We start from the raw sequence: 20,620 nt of genomic DNA on the forward strand, positions 1-20,620 counted from the left end.
GCACTGCGCTGGTTTTCTGTCTTACAGTTATCCTAACCCGTTTAATAAATTATCGGATTACATCAGTGATTGAAAAACTTTCCCGTTTGCTTACGACCGCGCATATTTCTCTTACCGATGAACAAAAACAGCAGCTGCTCAGATACGTAGCGCTTCTGCACAAATGGAATAAAGCCTATAATTTAACCTCAGTACGCGATCCACAGCAGATGCTTATCCGTCACATTCTCGATAGCATTGTGGTAGAGCCTTATCTGCAAGGTGAGCATTTTATCGATGTTGGTACGGGTCCAGGTTTACCCGGTATCCCGTTAGCTATTGTACGTCCTCAAGCGCATTTTACCCTGTTGGACAGTCTGGGTAAGCGCGTCCGCTTCCTACGTCATGTGCAACATGAACTTCAACTTACCAACATCAATCCAGTGCAAAGCCGGGTTGAGCAGTATGATGAGCACAATTTTGACGGTGTGATCAGCCGGGCTTTTGCTTCATTGAATGACATGCTGAACTGGTGTCAGGCATTACCTGCTGATAACGGTGCATTTTATGCCTTGAAAGGGCAGCTGGATGATAGCGAACTGGCGGCTATACCTGATGGATTTCAGGTGATGCGTATCGAACGTTTGCTAATCCCGGATCTTGATGGCGAGCGTCACCTGATCGTTATCTGCAAAGCGTAGTTGAACGTTAAATATACAGCAATTTCTCCTCTTAACATGTCAAATTTTATGACCACAATAATAAATTTGTGGTCCCGATTGATTGAATTAAAGTTAAATCCAACGACTGAAATTATCTGATACGCATGGCAACATCCAACTTCAATTATCCAAATCAGTATCATATCTATTACCTTTCCCCGCCGATGAATCCAGGTAATACTCATCTGAGTGAATATTTTTTTTACCCGTTTCCGCTTTTTTTTTGCCATAAAAATGCCTGGAAATCTGATACGGAATGTCAATAGTCGCTTTTCATGCTGAAAAACGGTTTTATTTTAATGTTATTTTTTTAACTCTATGTTTTTATTATATTTATATTGATTTTTATGATAATTAATATCAATGCCATGCTATTTCATTCGATCTTTTGATTATAGATATGTGATCATAAGCACGCTTTTCTAGTCGTTTTTCTGCGTATCGGCAGTAATCTTCAGTTAAATGAATAACCTGTCAATTTTGTAAAATGGTCCTGTCGAAAGAAATTCAAATAATTGTTCACCTTTTCGCTACTTATCGATTGAAATCACAGGGCCGCCCCGTATAATTTGCACGGTTTTTGCTGCTTGACTCAAAGGGACGAAGGCAGTGTTATACAATCTGTGGGAAAGCCTAACGGCCTGGAGGATTCAGCGATATGTCTGCACCTCTGTATAGCAAGAGATTCACCCGCAGACTGCTGAGTATGCAGCTGATAACGCTCATCATAATCGGCACGCTGTTTTATGTTTTCAAAGGTGTGAGTTGGGGAGCCTCCGCATTGGCGGGCGGGGTCGCGGCTTGGTTGCCGGGCGTCGTTTTCATAATTTTAGCCTGGCGTCTGCAAGGTCAGTCACCTGTAAAAGGACGCGTTGCCTGGACATTTGCTTTGGGCGAAGCCTGCAAGGTGCTACTGACCATTGTGCTTCTATTTGTGGAGCTGGGCGGTTTTAATGCGGTGTTCGTGCCGCTAGGGTTGACCTGGTTATCGGTGCTGGTAGTACAAATTGTTGCACCGACTGTCATTAACAACAAAGGGTAAGAGGCATCATGGCTGCAGGAGAAATCTCTACGCCGCAGGAGTATATAGGTCATCATCTGCATAACTTACAGATAGACCTGCGTACCTTCCAGCTGGTGGACCCAAACCACGTCCCTGCGACGTTTTGGGTTCTGAATATCGACTCCATGTTTTTCTCCATCGTGTTAGGTCTGATTTTTCTGGTGCTGTTCCGTAAGGTAGCTAAATCGGCCACCTGCGGTGTGCCGGGCAAATGGCAGGCGGCTGTTGAACTGATCGTGGGATTTGTCGATAGCAACGTGCGTGACATGTACCATGGTAAAAGCAAATTGATTGCTCCCCTCGCCCTGACCATTTTCGTCTGGGTATTCCTGATGAACCTGATGGACCTTTTGCCTATTGACCTGCTTCCTTATATTGGCGAGCACGTTTTCGGTCTTCCTGCATTGCGCGTGGTGCCCTCTGCTGACGTCAACGTCACACTCTCAATGGCGCTGGGCGTATTTATTTTAATTCTGTTTTACAGCATCAAAATGAAAGGCATTGGCGGCTTTGCTAAAGAGCTGACAATGCAACCGTTTAATCATCCTATCTTCATTCCAATTAACCTGATTCTTGAAGGCGTTAGCCTGTTGTCCAAGCCAGTTTCACTTGGCCTGCGACTTTTTGGCAACATGTATGCAGGTGAGCTAATTTTTATCCTGATTGCTGGCCTGTTGCCGTGGTGGTCACAGTGGATTCTGAATGTGCCCTGGGCCATTTTCCACATTCTGATCATTTCGTTACAGGCCTTCATTTTCATGGTACTGACGATTGTCTATCTGTCGATGGCATCTGAAGAACATTGATTTTTTATCAACCTACTGCGTTTAACTGAAACAAACTGGAGACTGTCATGGAAAACCTGAATATGGATCTGCTGTACATGGCTGCCGCTGTGATGATGGGGCTGGCGGCTATCGGTGCTGCGATCGGTATCGGCATCCTTGGAGGTAAATTCCTGGAAGGCGCTGCGCGTCAGCCGGATCTGATCCCTCTGCTGCGTACGCAGTTCTTTGTGGTAATGGGTCTGGTGGATGCAATCCCGATGATCGCTGTAGGTCTGGGTCTGTATGTGATGTTTGCCGTCGCCTAGCCACAAAATGTGTTCATCGCCGACTGTCGGCTTGCCTTAAGCGATGAACGGATTTCTGCTTGTGAGCAGAAAAGTTAACTTAACAAGAGGTATTGTGCAGTGAACCTTAACGCAACAATCCTCGGCCAGGCTATCGCGTTCATCCTGTTTGTCGCATTTTGTATGAAGTATGTTTGGCCGCCCATTATGGCTGCCATCGAAAAACGTCAGAAAGAAGTCGCTGACGGTCTTGCTTCTGCTGAACGTGCCAAAAAAGATTTGGATCTCGCGCAGGCTTCTGTGACCGATCAGCTGAAAAAAGCGAAGGAAGAGGCTCAGGTTATTATTGAGCAGGCGAACAAACGCCGCGCTCAGATTCTGGACGACGCGAAAGCTGAAGCTGAAGCTGAACGTACCAAAATCGTGACTCAGGCTCAGTCTGAGATCGACGCTGAGCGTAAACGTGCTCGTGAAGAATTACGTAAGCAGGTTGCGCTGCTGGCCGTTGCCGGTGCTGAGAAAATTATTGAACGTTCTGTAGATGAAGCTGCTAACAGCGACATCGTCGATAAACTGGTCGCTAAACTGTAAGGAGGGCGAGGCTGATGTCTGAGTTAGCTACGGTAGCTCGCCCCTACGCTAAAGCAGCTTTTGACTTTGCTGTTGAGCATCAAAGCATTGAACGCTGGCAGCAGATGCTGGCTTTTGCGGCTGAAGTTGCCAGCAACGTTCATATGGCAGATCTCCTGTCCGGCGCTCTGACACCAGAAGCCACATCTGCAACTTTCATCGCTGTGTGTGGCGATCAGCTGGACGAGGCCGCTCAAAACCTGATTAAGGTTATGGCAGAAAATAAACGTTTAACCGCGCTGCCTGCTGTACTGCAGAAGTTTATCCATCTACGCGATGCCCACGAGGCTAGCGCTGAAGTGGATGTCATCTCCGCCAGTGCACTGAGTGACAAACAGCTGAGTAAAATCAGCGCCGCGATGGAAAAACGTCTGTCACGCAAAGTTAAGCTGAATTGCAAAATCGATAAGTCTGTAATGGCAGGCGTAATCATCCGTGCGGGTGATATGGTCATTGATGGCAGCGTTCGCGGCCGTCTTGAACGTCTTGCAGACGTCTTGCAGTCTTAAGGGGACTGGAGCATATGCAACTGAATTCCACTGAAATCAGCGAACTGATCAAGCAGCGCATTGCTCAGTTCAATGTCGTGAGTGAAGCTCACAACGAAGGTACTATTGTATCCGTCAGTGACGGTATCATCCGTGTACACGGCCTTGCCGATGTCATGCTGGGCGAGATGATTGCCCTGCCGGGCAACCGTTACGCCATCGCCCTGAACCTGGAACGTGACTCTGTTGGTGCTGTTGTCATGGGACCCTACGTAGACCTCGCTGAGGGAACTAAGGTTAAATGTACTGGCCGTATCCTTGAAGTTCCGGTAGGCCGCAGCCTGTTGGGTCGCGTGGTTAATACGTTGGGTGAGCCCATTGATGGAAAAGGTCCGATTGAAAGCGACATTTTCTCTCCAATCGAAGTTATCGCGCCGGGCGTAATCGATCGTCAGTCAGTCGACCAGCCGGTACAGACGGGCTATAAATCCGTTGACTCGATGATTCCAATCGGCCGGGGTCAGCGTGAACTGATCATCGGTGACCGTCAGACCGGTAAAACCGCGATGGCGATCGACGCAATCATCAACCAGCGCGACTCTGGCATAAAATGTGTTTATGTCGCTATCGGTCAGAAAGCCTCCACAATCTCTAATGTGGTGCGTAAGCTGGAAGAAAACGGCGCGTTGGCTAATACCATCGTCGTTGTGGCCTCTGCGTCTGAATCTGCCGCGTTGCAATATTTGGCACCGTATGCTGGTTGTGCGATGGGCGAATTCTTCCGCGATCGTGGTGAAGATGCGCTGATCGTTTACGATGATTTGTCAAAACAGGCCGTTGCTTACCGCCAGATTTCACTGCTTCTACGTCGTCCGCCGGGTCGTGAAGCCTTTCCCGGTGACGTGTTTTATCTGCACTCCCGTCTGCTAGAGCGTGCCTCCCGCGTGAGCGCTGATTACGTTGAGCGTTTCACTAATGGTGAAGTTAAAGGTAAAACCGGTTCACTGACCGCTCTGCCGATTATCGAAACTCAGGCTGGCGACGTTTCTGCGTTCGTTCCGACTAACGTAATTTCAATTACCGATGGTCAGATCTTTCTGGAATCCAACTTGTTTAATTCGGGTATTCGTCCGGCAGTCAATCCGGGTATTTCTGTATCCCGAGTTGGTGGCGCTGCGCAGACTAAGATCATCAAAAAACTGTCCGGTGGCATTCGTACCGCACTGGCACAGTATCGTGAACTGGCGGCGTTTTCTCAGTTCGCCTCCGATCTGGATGAAACGACTCGCAAACAGCTAAGTCATGGACAGAAAGTTACCGAACTGCTGAAACAAAAGCAGTATGCTCCGATGTCTATCGCGCAACAGGGTCTGGTGTTGTTTGCCGCTGAACGTGGTTTCCTGGGTGACGTTGAGCTGTCTAAAATCGGCAGTTTCGAAGCGGCGCTGCTGGCGTTTGCCGATCGCGACTATGCTGAGCTGATGCAGAAAATCAACCAGTCTGGTGATTACAATAACGACATTGAAGAGCAGCTGAAAAAGCTCCTCGAAACGTTTAAAGCAACCCAGTCCTGGTAACGTCTGGCGGCTTGTCTGAAAAGGCAAGCCGCAAGGCTTTGAGGAGAAGCTAAATGGCCGGCGCAAAAGAGATACGTAACAAGATTGGAAGCGTGAAAAACACGCAGAAAATCACTAAAGCGATGGAGATGGTAGCCGCCTCGAAAATGCGTAAAACGCAAGAACGCATGGCGGCCAGCCGTCCGTATGCAGAAACCATGCGCAAGGTGATCGGTCACATTGCGCTTGGTAATCTGGAATACAAGCACCCTTACCTGGAAGAGCGAGACGTCAAGCGCGTTGGATATCTGGTTGTTTCTACCGATCGTGGACTTTGTGGTGGCCTGAATATCAACCTGTTCAAAAAGTTGCTGGTAGATATAAAATCCTGGTCCGGGAAAGGCGTTGAGTGTGAACTGGCGATTATTGGCTCCAAAGGTGTGTCTTTCTTCGGTGCCGTTGGTGGCAATGTAGTGGCACAAGTAACCGGTATGGGCGATCAGCCTTCCTTATCTGATCTGATTGGCCCGGTGAACGTTATGTTGCAAGCTTATGATGAAGGGCGTCTGGATAAGCTATTCATTGTAAACAATAAGTTTAACAACACTATGTCGCAGTCGCCGGTAATCAGTCAGCTGCTACCGTTACCGCCAGCAGAAGGTGAAGAAGAGGCTGAGCTGGAAACGAAAACCTGGGACTACCTGTACGAACCCGATCCGAAAGCGCTGCTGGATACGTTACTCCGTCGTTACGTCGAATCGCAGGTATATCAGGGGGTTGTAGAAAACCTGGCCAGCGAGCAGGCCGCGCGTATGGTGGCAATGAAAGCAGCCACCGACAACGGCGGTAACCTGATTAAAGAGCTGCAGTTGGTTTACAACAAAGCTCGTCAGGCCAGCATTACTCAGGAACTTACCGAGATCGTCTCGGGGGCCTCCGCGGTTTAACAGGTATGTCCGGCCTGTGCGGCCTGATATGAACGAATTAGGTAGAGGATTCAAGATGGCAACTGGAAAGATTGTCCAGATTATCGGCGCGGTAGTTGACGTCGAATTCCCTCAGGATGCGGTACCAAAAGTGTACAATGCCCTGCAGGTTAAAAATGGTGAGGTGACCCTGGTGCTGGAAGTTCAGCAGCAGCTCGGTGGGGGTGTAGTGCGCACCATCGCCATGGGGTCTTCTGATGGTCTTAAACGTGGTCTTCCGGTTGAAGATCTGGCCGAACCTATCAAGGTTCCTGTCGGTAAAGCGACGCTTGGGCGTATTATGAATGTGCTGGGCGAGCCAATTGATATGAAAGGTGATCTCACGGAAGAGGACGGCAGCGCTGTTGAAGTCTCTTCAATTCATCGCGCAGCACCTTCTTACGAGGATCAGTCAAACTCGCAAGAATTGCTGGAAACCGGTATTAAGGTTATCGACCTGATTTGTCCGTTTGCAAAAGGCGGTAAAGTCGGTCTGTTTGGCGGTGCCGGCGTTGGTAAAACCGTAAACATGATGGAGCTTATCCGTAATATTGCGGCTGAGCACTCGGGTTACTCGGTATTCGCCGGTGTGGGTGAGCGTACTCGTGAGGGTAACGACTTCTACCATGAAATGAGCGACTCCAACGTTCTGGATAAAGTCGCGCTGGTTTACGGCCAGATGAACGAGCCGCCGGGTAACCGTCTGCGTGTTGCTCTCACCGGCTTGACCATAGCAGAAAAATTCCGCGATGAAGGCCGTGATGTATTGCTGTTCATTGATAACATTTATCGTTACACCCTGGCGGGTACAGAAGTATCAGCATTGCTGGGGCGTATGCCTTCAGCGGTAGGTTATCAGCCAACCCTGGCTGAAGAAATGGGTGTGCTGCAGGAGCGTATTACCTCGACCAAAACCGGTTCAATTACCTCGGTACAGGCCGTTTACGTCCCCGCAGATGACCTTACTGACCCCTCTCCGGCAACCACCTTTGCCCACCTGGACTCAACTGTTACGCTGAGCCGCCAGATTGCTTCGTTGGGGATTTACCCAGCTGTTGATCCCCTGGATTCCACCAGCCGTCAGCTTGATCCGCTGGTTGTGGGTCAGGAACATTATGATGTCGCGCGCGGCGTGCAGTCTGTTCTGCAGCGTTATCAGGAGCTGAAGGACATCATTGCAATTCTGGGTATGGATGAGCTTTCTGAGGACGATAAACTGCTGGTATCCCGCGCACGTAAGATACAGCGTTTCCTGTCTCAGCCATTCTTCGTCGCAGAAGTGTTTACCGGCTCTCCCGGAAAATACGTAGCGTTGAAAGATACTATTCGCGGATTTAAAGGCATCATGGACGGCGAGTTTGACCATCTGCCTGAACAGGCGTTCTATATGGTTGGTGCCATCGAAGAAGCCGTGGAAAAAGCGAAGAAACTGTAATTCTATACCTCGAACTACTCAGGCCACGCGGTGTGAACCTGGCAGCCTGACGTACAGAAGAGGATAGTTTTTCTGGAGGTTGGTTATGGCTAACACATTTCATCTGGATGTAGTCAGCGCGGAGAAGCAGATGTTCTCCGGGCTGGTACAAAAAATCCAGGTGTCTGGTAGCGAAGGTGAACTGGGTGTATTTCCTGGACATGCGCCGCTGCTGACTGCCATTAAACCTGGTATGGTGCGCATCGTTAAAGAGAAAGGCGAAGAAGATTTCATCTACCTCTCCGGCGGCGTGCTGGAAGTACAGCCGGCTATGGTGACCGTACTGGCTGACACTGCTATTCGTGGTAAAGATCTCGATGAAGCGCGGGCGCTGGAAGCGAAACGCAAAGCTGAAGAACGTCTTAATGGTTCACACGGCGATGTGGATTACGCAATGGCGTCAGCAGAGTTGGCAAAAGCGTTGGCTAAGCTGCGCGTTATCGAACTGACTAAAAAAGCGATGTAATCAGGTTCAGGCTGAGAAAAGCCAGCCCTTCGGGGGCTGGCTTTTTTTTATTCAGTATTTTTTTTATGATCTGCTGTATCTTGAGGGAAAACAACTTCACATCAGGCTGCTTGAGAACATACCTTGTTTCTCAGAAAAAAATAAGCGTAGTCTTACCCGAGATTATTTGCGCTGATACAAGTGTTTTTATCAATCAGATGCGCTCTTTCTTAGCCCTTATGGCAGAGGAATTACGGCTAATTTTGCCGTAAGAAAAATGTCGAATTTTTACTAGGTAACTGGTTTACTCACAACACCCCGTTAATGCACAGGAATTCTATGTCAAACAGCGCGATGAGCGTGGTAATCCTTGCCGCTGGTAAGGGAACCCGTATGTACTCAGACTTACCTAAAGTTTTGCATCCGCTCGCCGGAAAACCGATGGTTCAGCATGTGATTGACGCCAGTCTCGCCCTTGGTGCGCGTAAGCTAAATTTAGTCTACGGACATGGTGGGGATCTGCTCCGGTCAACGCTTAATGATGAGAGACTTAACTGGGTGCTACAGGCTGAACAGCTTGGTACCGGCCATGCTATGCAGCAGGCCGCACCGTATTTTTCTGATGATGAAGATATCCTGATGCTCTATGGCGACGTGCCGCTGATCGGCACCGATACCCTGCATCGATTGCTGGCGGCTAAGCCTCAGGGAGGGATTGGTCTGCTGACCGTTATTCTTGACGATCCCAGCGGCTATGGCCGTGTTGTTCGTGAGAATGGCTTCGTGACCAGTATCGTTGAGCATAAAGATGCCAGTACAGCGCAGCGTGATATCAATGAGATAAATTCGGGTATTCTGGTTGCCAATGGTGCCGATCTGAAACGTTGGCTGAGTAAGTTGACGAACAATAACGCCCAGAGCGAGTTTTATATTACCGATATTATCGCGTTCGCCCATCAGGAAGGGCGTGAAATCGTCGCCGTCCATCCTGCTCGTAACAGTGAGACCGAAGGCGTGAACAACCGACTGCAACTGGCTGCTCTGGAACGTATTTATCAGCGCGAGCAGGCAAATCAACTGCTGATGTCGGGTGTAATGATACTGGACCCGGCACGCTTCGATTTACGCGGTACCCTCGAATGCGGACGCGATGTTACCCTCGATTGCAATGTCGTCATTGAAGGTCATGTCATTCTGGGTGATAGGGTGAGCATCGGTGCCGGGTGTGTACTAAAAAACTGTACAATAGCCAGTGATAGCATTATCAGTCCCTACAGCATCATTGAGGACTCGCGGCTGGCAAGTGAGGTGACCGTTGGCCCCTTTGCTCGACTACGCCCTGGCAGCGATCTGGCGGAAAAATCGCATGTCGGCAATTTTGTTGAATTGAAAAAAGCGGCTCTTGGCAAAGGCTCGAAGGCTGGTCATCTCAGCTATCTCGGCGATACTGAAATTGGCTGCAATGTAAATATTGGCGCGGGTACCATTACCTGTAATTACGACGGCGTGAATAAATCAAAAACTTTTATCGGCGATGATGTATTCATCGGCTCCGATACGCAGCTGGTTGCGCCAGTAAGTGTTCCTGATGGAACCACCATTGCTGCCGGTACCACCGTGATGAAGGATGTTCAGGCGCCGGGCCTGGTCTATAACCGTAAAGAGCAAAATTTAAAAACGGCCTGGCAACGCCCGGTGAAGAAAAATTAAGCACCATTAAATGATCGCCTCTGCGGATGAGAGGGGAATATGGACCTGTGGATATCAGGCAGCCCAACTCTACAAGGCTCGGGGCTATAGGGTTATCAGATAACGCCATTATGTCAGGAATCTAAAACATGTGTGGAATTGTTGGCGCTGTAGCTCAGCGTGATATTGCCGAAATCCTGATTGAAGGATTGCGTCGATTGGAATACCGAGGTTATGACTCTGCGGGAGTCGCCATTGTGAACGATCAGGGCGAAGTTACTCGCATTCGACGGGTGGGTAAGGTGCAGAATCTGGCAGAAGCTGTCGATGAAGCGCATCCTGCCGGCGGTTCCGGCGTTGCACATACTCGCTGGGCTACCCACGGCGAGCCTTCGGAAATTAATGCTCACCCGCATATATCTAAACATATTGTTATTGTACACAACGGCATTATCGAAAACCACGAGCCGCTGCGTGAGCAGCTGCGGGCTGGGGGCTATAAGTTTGTTTCAGAAACCGATACTGAAGTGGTGGCACATCTGGTGCATTGGGAGCAGCAGCAGAACGGCGGCAGTTTGCGTGAGGTGGTTTTGCGCGTAATTCCGCAGTTGCGCGGTGCCTACGGCATGGTGATTATGGACAGCCGCGATCCCGGAATTCTGGTAGCGGCACGCTCGGGCAGTCCGTTGGTTATTGGCCGTGGCGTTGGTGAAAATTTTATTGCTTCTGACCAGCTGGCGCTGCTACCGGTCACGCGCCGCTTTATTTACCTTGAAGAGGGTGACATTGCTGAGATTAGTCGCCGTGATGTTACGGTTGTTGATCGCCATGGTATAGCGGTGACGCGCCCGGAAATCGAATCGAGCGTGCAATATGATGCAGGTGATAAGGGTGTTTATCGTCATTACATGCAAAAGGAGATATTCGAACAGCCTGACGCAATCAAAAATACTCTGGCTGGCCGCCTGAACCACGGTAGCGTCGACCTGTCTGAACTGGGCAGTCAAGCTAACAGCTTACTCGCTCAAACTGAGCATATCCAAATTGTCGCCTGTGGCACCTCCTACAACTCTGCCATGGTAGCACGCTATTGGTTTGAAGCCCTGGCAAACGTCCCTTGTGACGTTGAGATCGCCTCTGAATTCCGCTATCGCCGGTCGGCCGTGCGTAAAAACAGTCTGATTATCACTTTGTCACAATCCGGTGAAACTGCCGATACGCTGGCGGCGCTACGCCTTTCAAAACAGCTGGGTTATCTTGGTTCTCTGGCTATTTGTAACGTTGCCGGTTCGTCGCTGGTGCGAGAATCCAACTTTGCATTAATGACCAAAGCCGGTACTGAAATTGGTGTTGCCTCCACAAAGGCTTTTACTACCCAGCTCACGGTGTTATTGATGCTGGTGGCTAAAATTGGGCGTTTAAAAGAAATGGATGCAGCGATGGAGCGGGAAATCGTTCATGGCCTGCAAGCATTACCGAGCCGCATTGAACAGATGTTATCTCAGGACAAACGCATTGAAATGCTGGCAGAAGATTTTTCTGACAAGCATCATGCGCTGTTTCTCGGGCGTGGCGATCAGTATCCAATAGCGATGGAAGCTGCGCTGAAGATGAAAGAGATTTCCTATATTCACGCAGAGGCTTATGCGGCCGGTGAGCTTAAACACGGTCCGCTGGCGTTGATTGACGCTGATATGCCGGTCATCGTCGTTGCACCCAACAATGAGTTGCTGGAAAAACTCAAGTCCAATATCGAAGAGGTACGCGCCCGAGGCGGTTTGCTGTATGTCTTTGCCGATCAGGACGCTGGCTTCTCCGACAGCGAAGGAATGCGTATTATCTCCTTGCCACACGTTGAAGAGGTCATCGCGCCAATTTTTTATACTGTTCCTCTTCAGCTGCTTTCCTATCACGTTGCATTGATCAAAGGTACTGATGTTGATCAGCCGCGCAACCTGGCCAAGTCAGTGACTGTAGAATAATCCAGCTTTATATAAAGAACTGCGGAAAGTTAGCCGCTTAGTGTAAAAAAAGTCCGGTAAAAAACGCCCGGACTTTTTTTACACTCCATGATCCGGAAAGATTAACGTCCTTATGCAAAAATTTTTCCGCAAGATGATTTTTTTGCCCGGATAAATTGCGGAATTCGACAAAATCTTAATGCATGATCGCCTAAAGCACTGGGTCAGAGTCTGCACGCCAGGAGACGTTGAGGAAACTATACGGGATTGCTTTTAACTGATTTTTCACGTCTGCAGACTTTCTGATAATTAATCCTGTTGCGTTCATGGTTAGGAAATTCAATCGCATCTTCGGAGTAACTGATCATGAATTTTATCACCTCCATCCCTTTTATGATAAGGTTTCGCGTGGGATTATATGTGAAAATGTCGTCTCTGATGTGTTTTAACCATAAAGCCATTTTTTAAGGTACACAGGTCCAACTCTGGCATCCGCAGCCCTCGTTTTTCTCCACTTCATACAGCCTTTGCGACAGGAAATTCATCGCATGTGTTGCTGCCTGAGAACCGGCAAAACGTAGCCGGTTGCCGCACAGAATACATTTGTACGGATCCGTGCCCACGAAGCCTTTCATCAGCACGATGAATCCCGGTTTTTCCAGCTTTTTTCGCGCCTGCATCCGCGGGGCTTCATACACCAGTGAGAGCAGCATTCCCGTTTTGCGGTTGTCCAGAAATCCGGAGTAGCGCACAATCTTAAAATGCCGCGCCGGAACATGGCTGATATAGCGCCCGATCATCTCTTTTTGGCTCAGCGTCTGGCGTTTATGCTTCCCCATGCGGTGATCGAGATAGTGGTTGACCATCGTGCCGCCGCCATAGTGTCGCAGGCGGTTCAGGTAGCGGCCAGGATACTTCACGCTTTGCCAGGCATCTCATGTCTTCTTCGCGAAGTGTACCTTTAAGTACCTGCCGTACTGCGCCTGCGGATATCGCCGCCACCGGTGCTCGTCGCGGATGTGGTCCAGACCCGGCAGTATGCCGGGCATGATCAGCCCGTAGCTGCCGCGGAGCAGGAGGATGGTCTCGACGGCCTTTTTTGAAGAAAGGGCTGCGCCAGACGCCGTGCTTAACGTCGAGACCGCCCCGCGTAACGGAGACGAGGATATGCGGGTGCTGATTGAGCTGCCGACCGTAAGGATGCAGGGCACAGAAAATACCGATTTCCATACCCTGCCGGCCGGGCCACTTCAGCATGGCGCGGGTGGCGCAGCGTAAGAGGTCGTTGAACAGAGGCCAGTTATTGTTAAAGAACGGCCAGAGCAGGTGTGGCATGGTAAAGGTGATGTGCTGCCACGCGAGCATGCGTTAAACACAGAGGCGGGTCCACTGGCTGATGCTGTCACCGTGTTTTTCGAGGTAGCGATTCCAGCCGTCATCGATGTTGAAGAGGAGTTTGGCGGAATGGGGGATATGCATGGTGCAGAGTATAAAGCGGAGCTCAGGTCATGCAAACACCCGAAGCTGCGCAGTAGCGCCGCTCAGGAGGCAGGCGTGCTACGTTCAAAAAATAATCTGACTGCTCAATTTTTTTCTTATTTTCCAGACGACTCCGCCAGAGAGAGCCTGATATATCGGTTAAAAAATTACCATAGCCTATAACTACCATGTAAATTTTTTTGATCGCTCTCTCCAATAATTATTTTTAGCGTAATATACAAAAAAAGAGTGGGCATATTTAACATTTTCATTCCATAAATGATTAATGATTTTTCTATATTTTAATTAATATTATTAAGAGTTGTGTGTATTTGTCAGGAGGATAGATATATGTCTGTAAATAAGGAGATTTACTGGCTCCAGTCAGGTGATCTTCTTGGCAGTGGTGCTATTGATTTAAGTCGAAGCATTCGCGAAGAGATCTGAAGTCCATTAATATTAATGAATCAACGCATACTCTTTCCCTTGATACAACGCCAATACAGGATGACAGAAAAGATGTCATTATCTGCTCCTGCCGATTGATGCCACTATCCATCAATTTTATAGTAACGCGCTGTGATATAGTCAATTTTGTGCTCCCATAAAATTAGGGCGTATTATCTTTATTATTAATACCCTAATAATTAGGGGTATTGTCATTTTTTTTAGTTTTACTTTAGAGGCTGTCATCATGAATAGATTGAAGTGATATTATTAGCGTGAAAATATTAACTCCAGCGGTGCATCATTGATATGGCCTATCTGACCATCCTGGGAACGTATTGAGCCATTATTTACCGGGCGTTAAGATCAGTGAGGGGAAATAGCTCAGGATAATAGCCTGTTTATCTCCCAAGGGGCTGATTTGAGGACTGTAACAAATGACGAGTTTTGCAAGTAGCAGGGAATTTTTGGTAGCAGACCATAGCAATGCCTTGGGTTCAGACACCCTTAAGTGATCTCAGCAGCGCTAAGACAGGCGGCTTAGCGTAGCACCTGATAGTTATTCCGCCATCAACACTTAAATAAATGGATATATATTTAATATGGAAGGGTATATAGAAATGAAAGACAGATTTTTATCTCTGCGTATAATATTTGCATTATGTTCCGCGAGTTTAGTTTCTTTTAACACTTTTGCAGCGTCACAAAATACAATTCGTTTTCAGGGCGAAGTGAATGGGCAAACCTGTAACGTTACTGTTAATGATGCAATCGGTAGTTCTATTGTTCTGCTACCTACGGTTTCAACGACCGCGCTGAATGCGGCGAAATCAACCGCCGGAAAAACACCTTTTACGATTAATCTTACCGGTTGTGTCGCCCCGGCCTCAGGAACACCGCAGGCAATTAATATCAATCTGGTCGGTAATAATATTTCCTCAACTGGCGATTTACTCAACACCGGGACCGCCAAAAATGTTACGTTACGCTTGCTGGACAGTAGTGGCAAAGCGATCAGCTTGTCCGGAGGTTCGGCGACGGTCACAGGAATGATGCTGGCCAGCGGAAGCACCAGCGCATCGCAGGATTTCTCGGTCGAATATTACAGCGACGCTGGAAGCGCGGGCGTCGGTACGGTTTTAAGTAGCGTTCAATATTCTGTCAGCTATCCATGATTACCAGGCCCCCTTATTTTAAGGAGGGCAGGAGAAACCTGTGTTCAAGTCTCTTATTTTTCTGTTCCTGACTTTTTCAGCCACGCTTTGTCAGGCAAGCGTTGTATTAAATGGCACGCGTGTCATTGTGGACAGTCCGAAAAATGAAAAAACGCTTCAGTTCACTAATGTTGGCGATCAGCCAGCACTGATTCAGATTCAGGCAATCAATCTCAATAATCATTCTGCTCCTCCTTTTGTGGCGTTGCCGCAAATATTCAGAATTTCCCCTCAAGCCGGTCAAACGGTAAAGCTCAAGGTGACTGAGAGTAATCTTCCTCAGGACAGAGAGTCACTGTTCTATTTGGATTACACTGAGATCCCCTCGTTAAAAAAAGGCCAGGAAGATAAGAATAAACTTTATTTGATTATTAAGAACAGAGTGAAGGTTATTGTTCGCCCGAAGGGCCTGAATTTCTCCATAGATAACCTGAAGAGCGCGCTTTCATACCATATTCAGGGACACGACATCGTCTTAATAAATGCTTCACCGTTTTACGCCAATATTCGCGCATTTGCATTGGTCAAAGGGAATAAGACTGTTCCCTGGAACGATGCCGTCACGCTGGCACCTTTTAGTGAACAGCGCATCACGTTGCAAAGCCGCTCATCGCTCTCGGGATACGCGCTTAATGCCATCCTGATAAATGATTTCGGTGCCGACGAAAAAATAAGCGTGAACGAAAAATCGCATAAATGAATAAAGTAGTAATGTTCTCATTGCTCGGGTTGAGTCTTATCCACTTCAGGAATAGTCTGGCGGCCGCGGGTCAGGATGACTATATCTTTGATCCTGCTTTGGTGCGTGAAATGATGCCTGGACAGATTGCGATGCCTGACGATACGCAGGATGCCTGGTTCCAGCCCGGCCGGTATGATGTTGATCTCTACCTGAACGGTAAATTTCAACAGTCCACGCCGGTTGAGATCGTACGTGCCGGCGGGCCGCTTTCCGTTTGTCTTCCCGCGTCCTTTTATCACGCTTTTGGCGTTGAGGCGCACTATCTGACTGCGCTCAACGCCAAAGGCTGTGCCAGGCCCGAGGCGCTTTTGACGGGCGCATCAGTTAACGTGAAAACTGGCAGCCTGCGTGTAGACGTTACCATTCCACAGGCGATGCTGGTTCAGCGGCCCGTCGGCTATATCGCGCCCGAAAATCTGACGGCGGGCACGACCATGGCGTTCGTGAATTACAACCTGAACCAGTTCTATTCCGATTATAAAAATGCGCAGCGTTTTGAATCCACGTATCTTGGCATAAACAGTGGCATCAATGTGGGCATGTGGCGTTTTCGTCAACAGGGAAACTTTACCCATGACGACGTCGGCAATCGCTGGCAAAGCGCCCGGGCCTGGGTACAGCGTGCGCTGCCGTCGTTACGAAGTGAGGCGGGCATAGGCGAACTTTTCAGTAACGGTGACCTGTTTACGGCTGTCAGTTTTAACGGTATCAGTCTGGACTCTGATGACCGTATGCTGCCGGATTCCGTTCGTGGTTACGCGCCACTGGTGCGCGGTGTGGCAAACAGTAATGCGCGCGTGACGGTCTGGCAGGGCAAACAACGGATATATCAGACAACCGTGCCGCCGGGGCCGTTTACGATCAATGACCTGAGCCCGGTGAGCTATGGCGGAGATCTCAGCGTGGAGGTTCAGGAGTCTGATGGTAGCATGCATCGCTTTAGCGTGCCGTATGCGGTTTTACCGCAGTCGCTGCGTCCGGGCCGGACGGACTACAACTTTGCCGCCGGTAAAGTCAGGGATTACAGCAAAGACAATGCGTTTAGCGAGCTGACTGTTAAACGCGGTCTGACGAATGCCATCACGCTTAACGGCGGCTTCAGGCTGGGTAAAGGCTATCATGCCATGCTGGCTGGCGGCGTCTGGGCCTCAGAACTGGGCGCGCTGGGATTTAACAGCGCTTACTCTGATGCCGTTCTGAACAACGGTGAGTCAACTCGGGGATGGCGTTATGCTCTGAGTTACAGTCGAACCTTTCAGCCCACCAATACGACAGTGACGCTTGCGGGCTACCAGTATTCCACACAGGGATACCGGGATCTGAACGACGTGATTACACTGAATAATGCAGAAATACCGGGCCGCAACAGCATCACCAGCGAGTATATGCAGCGTAACCGACTGCAGATTACCCTTAATCAGACGCTGGGGCCATGGGGCAATATCTATGTCTCTGGCTCGAAGCAAAATTACTATGATGGCCGCTCGCACGCAATCCAGTTTCAGGTCGGCTATGGCACGGTGCTGCTCAAAAACATTGCACTAAATATTTCCCTGTCTCGCCAGTATTCGCGCAGGGCCGTCATAACCGAGTACGCAGAGGAAACTTTTTATAATGATACCCAACTGCAGGTCAGTGTCTCTGTGCCGTTGGGTTCGGATGCCACCTCACCTTATCTGGCACTGGGCGGGACCCGGGGAAGCCAGAATGGCAGTAACTATACGGCCTCACTCAGCGGACTGAGTGGTGAGAGCGGCACCAGCTACAGCGTGAATGTGAATCGCGATCAGCAGCAGCGTGATACGACGTTAAGTGGCAGCCTGGGCAAAACGTTCTCAGAAGCCAGCGTGACCGGTACCGCGTCGACCTCTTCACGGTTTAATCAGATGTCCGTCAACGCGATGGGCGCGGCGGTGATCCACAGCGGTGGCGTGACGTTAGGCAATTATCTGGGCGATACCTTCGCCCTCGTCGAGGCGAAAGGGGCCAGGGGAGCACGTATCCTGAACAGCCAGAGAAGTGAAATCGATCGCTTTGGCTATGCGCTCGTCCCTTCGCTCAACCCATATCATTACAACACGATTTCCCTCGGCGCCAACGGCAGCGACGGCCATGTTGAGATTCAGGACAGCGAAAAAAGTATCGCGCCTTATGCCGGTGCAATGGTGAAGGTGACGTTCCGGACCTTACGCGGTTATCCCCTGATGCTGAAGACCCGCACGAATCACGATGCCACGGTGCCGGTCGGTGCGGATCTGCTGGATGAAGCGGGTAATCGCGTGGGCACGTTTGGTCAGGGCGGCAATGCCTATTTACGTGTGGCGAAAACGGCCGGTCGGTTGAAAGCCGTCTGGGGTGACGACGCGCAATCGTCCTGCGTGATTGATTACCACATTCCTCCACCGAAACCCGATGCAATAATAACCTATGCGGACGCCGTTTGCCGTTTTTAAAGTGTAAGGTGTTAACTATGAAGTACTTTTTATCTGTAATGGCTTTCTTTCTTTCAGCTGCGTGTTTCCCGGCTTACGCGACCTGCACACGTATTAATCCGGTCGATCAGGGCTGCGATGCCTGCGGTGCGCCTCTGAATTTCGGGAATATCGGATTAATGAATCTGCGTTATCAGCCTGTTGGCACCGTGCTGGCCCGCTCGGTGTTTCGGCTGGTACCGTCTGTCGCTAACAGCGATCCGAACCGCGTGTTGTACGAGTGTGATCTGGCGGATAAAGATCAGCTCTTTGAGGTCTTCGCCACCAATGGTGACAGTAACGTTGGCGGCGCCTGGAACATGGGTGACGACTATTTCCAGACCTACTTTCCCTATACCGCATTAAAACTGGTTCACGTGCGCAGCGGTAAGCCTTTTACCCGTATCTGGCAAAAGGTGCCGCTCACGCAGTATGAAATAAAGGGGAGTAAAATCGAAATCAGGGGGCTTGACTTCAGCCCCATCAGCGCGGAACTCATTCGTACCGACAAAAACAACCGCACACCCGGTTACTCGTCATGGGGCTGCCTGTGGGCAGCGAACGACAATTACACCGGCTCGTACAGTTGCAACCAGCCCAATGGCTATGTGGTGTTTATGGGGCCGGGAATGGATGTACCGGAAGCGGGCAAGGACAGCTGGAATAATTTTCAAACCTGGATAACCGGCCGCTATATGGCCTTTGGAATGAATACCGCGCCTGTCGCCACCCTGACGCAAAACATGACAAAGGGCTGTCGGGTGGAGAATTATACCTCAAACGTCATCTTTCCCGGCATCAGCATCAATGGGCTCAATGAGGGTCAGACCGTGACGGCACCGCTCAGTATTACGCTGGCCTGTGCGAACGGAACCGAAAACATTTCTGGCATTAATTCCGGCCAGCTGTCTCTGGGCTTTCAACCGAGCTACGCCGCGTGGCTGCAGGCGCAGCAGTTAGGGTTGACGACGGGAGATGGGCTTTCGTCCTACTTAGTGTCCGATCACTACGACAGTTTATCTTCGCTGGCAAAAGGCGTCGGGATTCAGTTACAAACGTCCGGTGGTCAGCCGGTCTCCTTTTTAAGCTGGAGTAGCTTCAGCAGTAATGCAGGCTGGCGACCGGTGCTGGAAGACGCACAGGCCATCAGCGGTAGTCAGCAGAGTGACGAAAAGCTGTATCAGCGCACGTTCAGTGCCCGTCTTTCAAAGCTTCCCGGCCAAACCGTCACGGCTGGCCATGTTGATGCGACAGCATCCATCCTGATTCGAATGCAATAAGATGAAAACGCTCCTTTGGTTATTTATGTGCCTTGCAATTAACGCTCAGGGCGCGGTGATTCCGCAACAAAGCCGGCTGATCTTCCATCCCGATGAGGTGCAAATCCCGTTACTGCTGGTCAACAGCGGCGATGCACCCGTTCTGATTCAGATCTGGGTCGACAATGGCTCACCGGAAAAATCGCCCGGCAGTAAAGCCTTTCCCTTTGTTGCCCTTCCCGGTGTTTTTACGCTGAGCAAAGATGAAAAAAAACAGGTCTCGGTATTACGCACTGAACTGGCCGCACGACTGCCAGACGATCGGGAATCCCTTTACTGGCTCAATCTGTACGAAATCAGAGCCGTAAAAAAAGGAACGATACAGCCGGACAGCGATAAGATCAGCATGGCGCTGAATACCCAACTTAAGGTGATTAATCGGCCGTTCAGGGAGGTGATACCGTTTGCGGCACGTGTCAACGCAGTGACCTTTCAGATCAGGAAAAAGCAGGGGCAGGCGTTCATTCATGCCATCAATGGCAGCCGCTACTTTTTTACCCCTGGCAAAATGACCGTGGTGATAGGCGGAAAACGTTACCCTGTTTACCTGGATGGTGATAAGACGCTCGCCCCATTTTCCAGTAAAGATTATCCCCTTATGGGAGTCGTGCCTCTGGCGGCGAGCCACATCCTGCTGGATTACACGGCGCTGGACGATGAGGGCAACCCACAGACTTTTACCACAAGTCTTACCCCTGTTATGGTCAACAAAAATTGACCACCGCGAAGGGCTGCGCCAGACGCCGTGCTTAACGTCGAGACCGCCCCGCGTAAAGGAGACGAGGATATGCGGGTGCTGATTGAGCTGCCGGCCGTAAGGATGCAGGGCACAGAAAATACCGATTTCCATACCCTGCCGGCCGGGCCACTTCAGCATGGCGCGGGTGGCGCAGCGTAAGAGGTC

17 protein-coding genes and 2 pseudogenes are annotated in these 20,620 nt (G+C 49.9%); 17 read left to right on the forward strand and 2 right to left on the reverse strand.

Annotated elements, in window-relative coordinates:
* Positions 1 to 65 precede the first annotated feature (65 nt).
* The 12 genes from rsmG (at position 66) to glmS (ending at position 12,065) form a co-directional block, all read left to right on the forward strand.
* A complete protein-coding gene (gene rsmG / locus BM191_RS13025) occupies positions 66 to 680 on the forward strand; it encodes a 16S rRNA (guanine(527)-N(7))-methyltransferase RsmG (RefSeq protein ID WP_092879048.1) in 615 nt (204 codons plus the stop codon).
* 679 nt (positions 681 to 1,359) lie between these two features.
* Complete coding sequence (gene atpI / locus BM191_RS13035) at positions 1,360 to 1,743, forward strand: F0F1 ATP synthase subunit I (protein WP_092878880.1); 384 nt, start codon at positions 1,360 to 1,362, stop codon at positions 1,741 to 1,743.
* Between the two features lie 8 nt (positions 1,744 to 1,751).
* Positions 1,752 to 2,570: a F0F1 ATP synthase subunit A gene (atpB, locus tag BM191_RS13040; RefSeq protein WP_092878882.1), complete on the forward strand. Its 819-nt coding sequence runs from the start codon at positions 1,752 to 1,754 to the stop codon at positions 2,568 to 2,570.
* A gap of 47 nt (positions 2,571 to 2,617) precedes the next feature.
* Complete coding sequence (gene atpE, locus BM191_RS13045; RefSeq protein ID WP_003849523.1) at positions 2,618 to 2,857, forward strand: F0F1 ATP synthase subunit C; 240 nt, start codon at positions 2,618 to 2,620, stop codon at positions 2,855 to 2,857.
* A 99-nt stretch (positions 2,858 to 2,956) separates the two neighbouring features.
* Positions 2,957 to 3,427: a F0F1 ATP synthase subunit B gene (gene atpF / locus BM191_RS13050; protein WP_092878884.1), complete on the forward strand. Its 471-nt coding sequence runs from the start codon at positions 2,957 to 2,959 to the stop codon at positions 3,425 to 3,427.
* 14 nt (positions 3,428 to 3,441) lie between these two features.
* The gene (gene atpH, locus BM191_RS13055; protein ID WP_092878886.1) at positions 3,442 to 3,975 is read left to right on the forward strand and encodes a F0F1 ATP synthase subunit delta; all 534 of its coding nucleotides are present in this window, start codon (positions 3,442 to 3,444) and stop codon (positions 3,973 to 3,975) included.
* Between the two features lie 14 nt (positions 3,976 to 3,989).
* Positions 3,990 to 5,531, forward strand: a complete 1,542-nt coding sequence (gene atpA / locus BM191_RS13060) for a F0F1 ATP synthase subunit alpha (RefSeq protein ID WP_092878888.1) — start codon at positions 3,990 to 3,992, stop codon at positions 5,529 to 5,531.
* A gap of 53 nt (positions 5,532 to 5,584) precedes the next feature.
* The gene (atpG, locus tag BM191_RS13065; protein ID WP_092878890.1) at positions 5,585 to 6,457 is read left to right on the forward strand and encodes a F0F1 ATP synthase subunit gamma; all 873 of its coding nucleotides are present in this window, start codon (positions 5,585 to 5,587) and stop codon (positions 6,455 to 6,457) included.
* Positions 6,458 to 6,512: 55 nt separating this feature from the next.
* Complete coding sequence (gene atpD / locus BM191_RS13070; RefSeq protein ID WP_092878892.1) at positions 6,513 to 7,910, forward strand: F0F1 ATP synthase subunit beta; 1,398 nt, start codon at positions 6,513 to 6,515, stop codon at positions 7,908 to 7,910.
* Between the two features lie 85 nt (positions 7,911 to 7,995).
* On the forward strand, positions 7,996 to 8,415 hold the full coding sequence (locus tag BM191_RS13075) for a F0F1 ATP synthase subunit epsilon (RefSeq protein WP_092878895.1): 420 nt from the start codon (positions 7,996 to 7,998) through the stop codon (positions 8,413 to 8,415).
* Between the two features lie 318 nt (positions 8,416 to 8,733).
* A complete protein-coding gene (glmU, locus tag BM191_RS13080; RefSeq protein ID WP_092878897.1) occupies positions 8,734 to 10,104 on the forward strand; it encodes a bifunctional UDP-N-acetylglucosamine diphosphorylase/glucosamine-1-phosphate N-acetyltransferase GlmU in 1,371 nt (456 codons plus the stop codon).
* Between the two features lie 128 nt (positions 10,105 to 10,232).
* A complete protein-coding gene (glmS, locus tag BM191_RS13085; RefSeq protein ID WP_092878899.1) occupies positions 10,233 to 12,065 on the forward strand; it encodes a glutamine--fructose-6-phosphate transaminase (isomerizing) in 1,833 nt (610 codons plus the stop codon).
* A 443-nt stretch (positions 12,066 to 12,508) separates the two neighbouring features.
* On the opposite strand, the pseudogene BM191_RS17650 reads toward glmS, so the two are convergent.
* Positions 12,509 to 13,523 (reverse strand): annotated as a pseudogene (locus BM191_RS17650) (IS91 family transposase).
* A gap of 1,067 nt (positions 13,524 to 14,590) precedes the next feature.
* Here BM191_RS17650 and BM191_RS13100 point away from each other — a divergent pair.
* From BM191_RS13100 to BM191_RS13120, 5 genes are read left to right on the forward strand one after another with little or no spacing between them, the layout of a single operon-like run.
* Positions 14,591 to 15,145, forward strand: a complete 555-nt coding sequence (locus BM191_RS13100) for a fimbrial protein (protein WP_092878903.1) — start codon at positions 14,591 to 14,593, stop codon at positions 15,143 to 15,145.
* A 40-nt stretch (positions 15,146 to 15,185) separates the two neighbouring features.
* Positions 15,186 to 15,884: a fimbrial biogenesis chaperone gene (locus BM191_RS13105; protein WP_092878905.1), complete on the forward strand. Its 699-nt coding sequence runs from the start codon at positions 15,186 to 15,188 to the stop codon at positions 15,882 to 15,884.
* Entirely contained in the window at positions 15,881 to 18,379 is a 2,499-nt protein-coding gene (locus tag BM191_RS13110) for a fimbria/pilus outer membrane usher protein (RefSeq protein WP_092878907.1), read from the forward strand. The genes BM191_RS13105 and BM191_RS13110 overlap by 4 nt, the downstream gene beginning before the upstream one ends.
* 17 nt (positions 18,380 to 18,396) lie before the next feature.
* Positions 18,397 to 19,677, forward strand: a complete 1,281-nt coding sequence (locus BM191_RS13115) for a fimbrial protein (RefSeq protein ID WP_092878909.1) — start codon at positions 18,397 to 18,399, stop codon at positions 19,675 to 19,677.
* A gap of 1 nt (position 19,678) precedes the next feature.
* Positions 19,679 to 20,434: a fimbrial biogenesis chaperone gene (locus tag BM191_RS13120; RefSeq protein WP_092878911.1), complete on the forward strand. Its 756-nt coding sequence runs from the start codon at positions 19,679 to 19,681 to the stop codon at positions 20,432 to 20,434.
* 15 nt (positions 20,435 to 20,449) lie between these two features.
* Here BM191_RS13120 and BM191_RS17655 read toward each other — a convergent pair.
* Positions 20,450 to 20,620, reverse strand: a pseudogene (locus BM191_RS17655) (transposase); the annotation flags it as partial.

The organism is Izhakiella capsodis, from assembly GCF_900115045.1.
Classification (GTDB): Bacteria; Pseudomonadota; Gammaproteobacteria; order Enterobacterales; family Enterobacteriaceae; genus Izhakiella; species Izhakiella capsodis.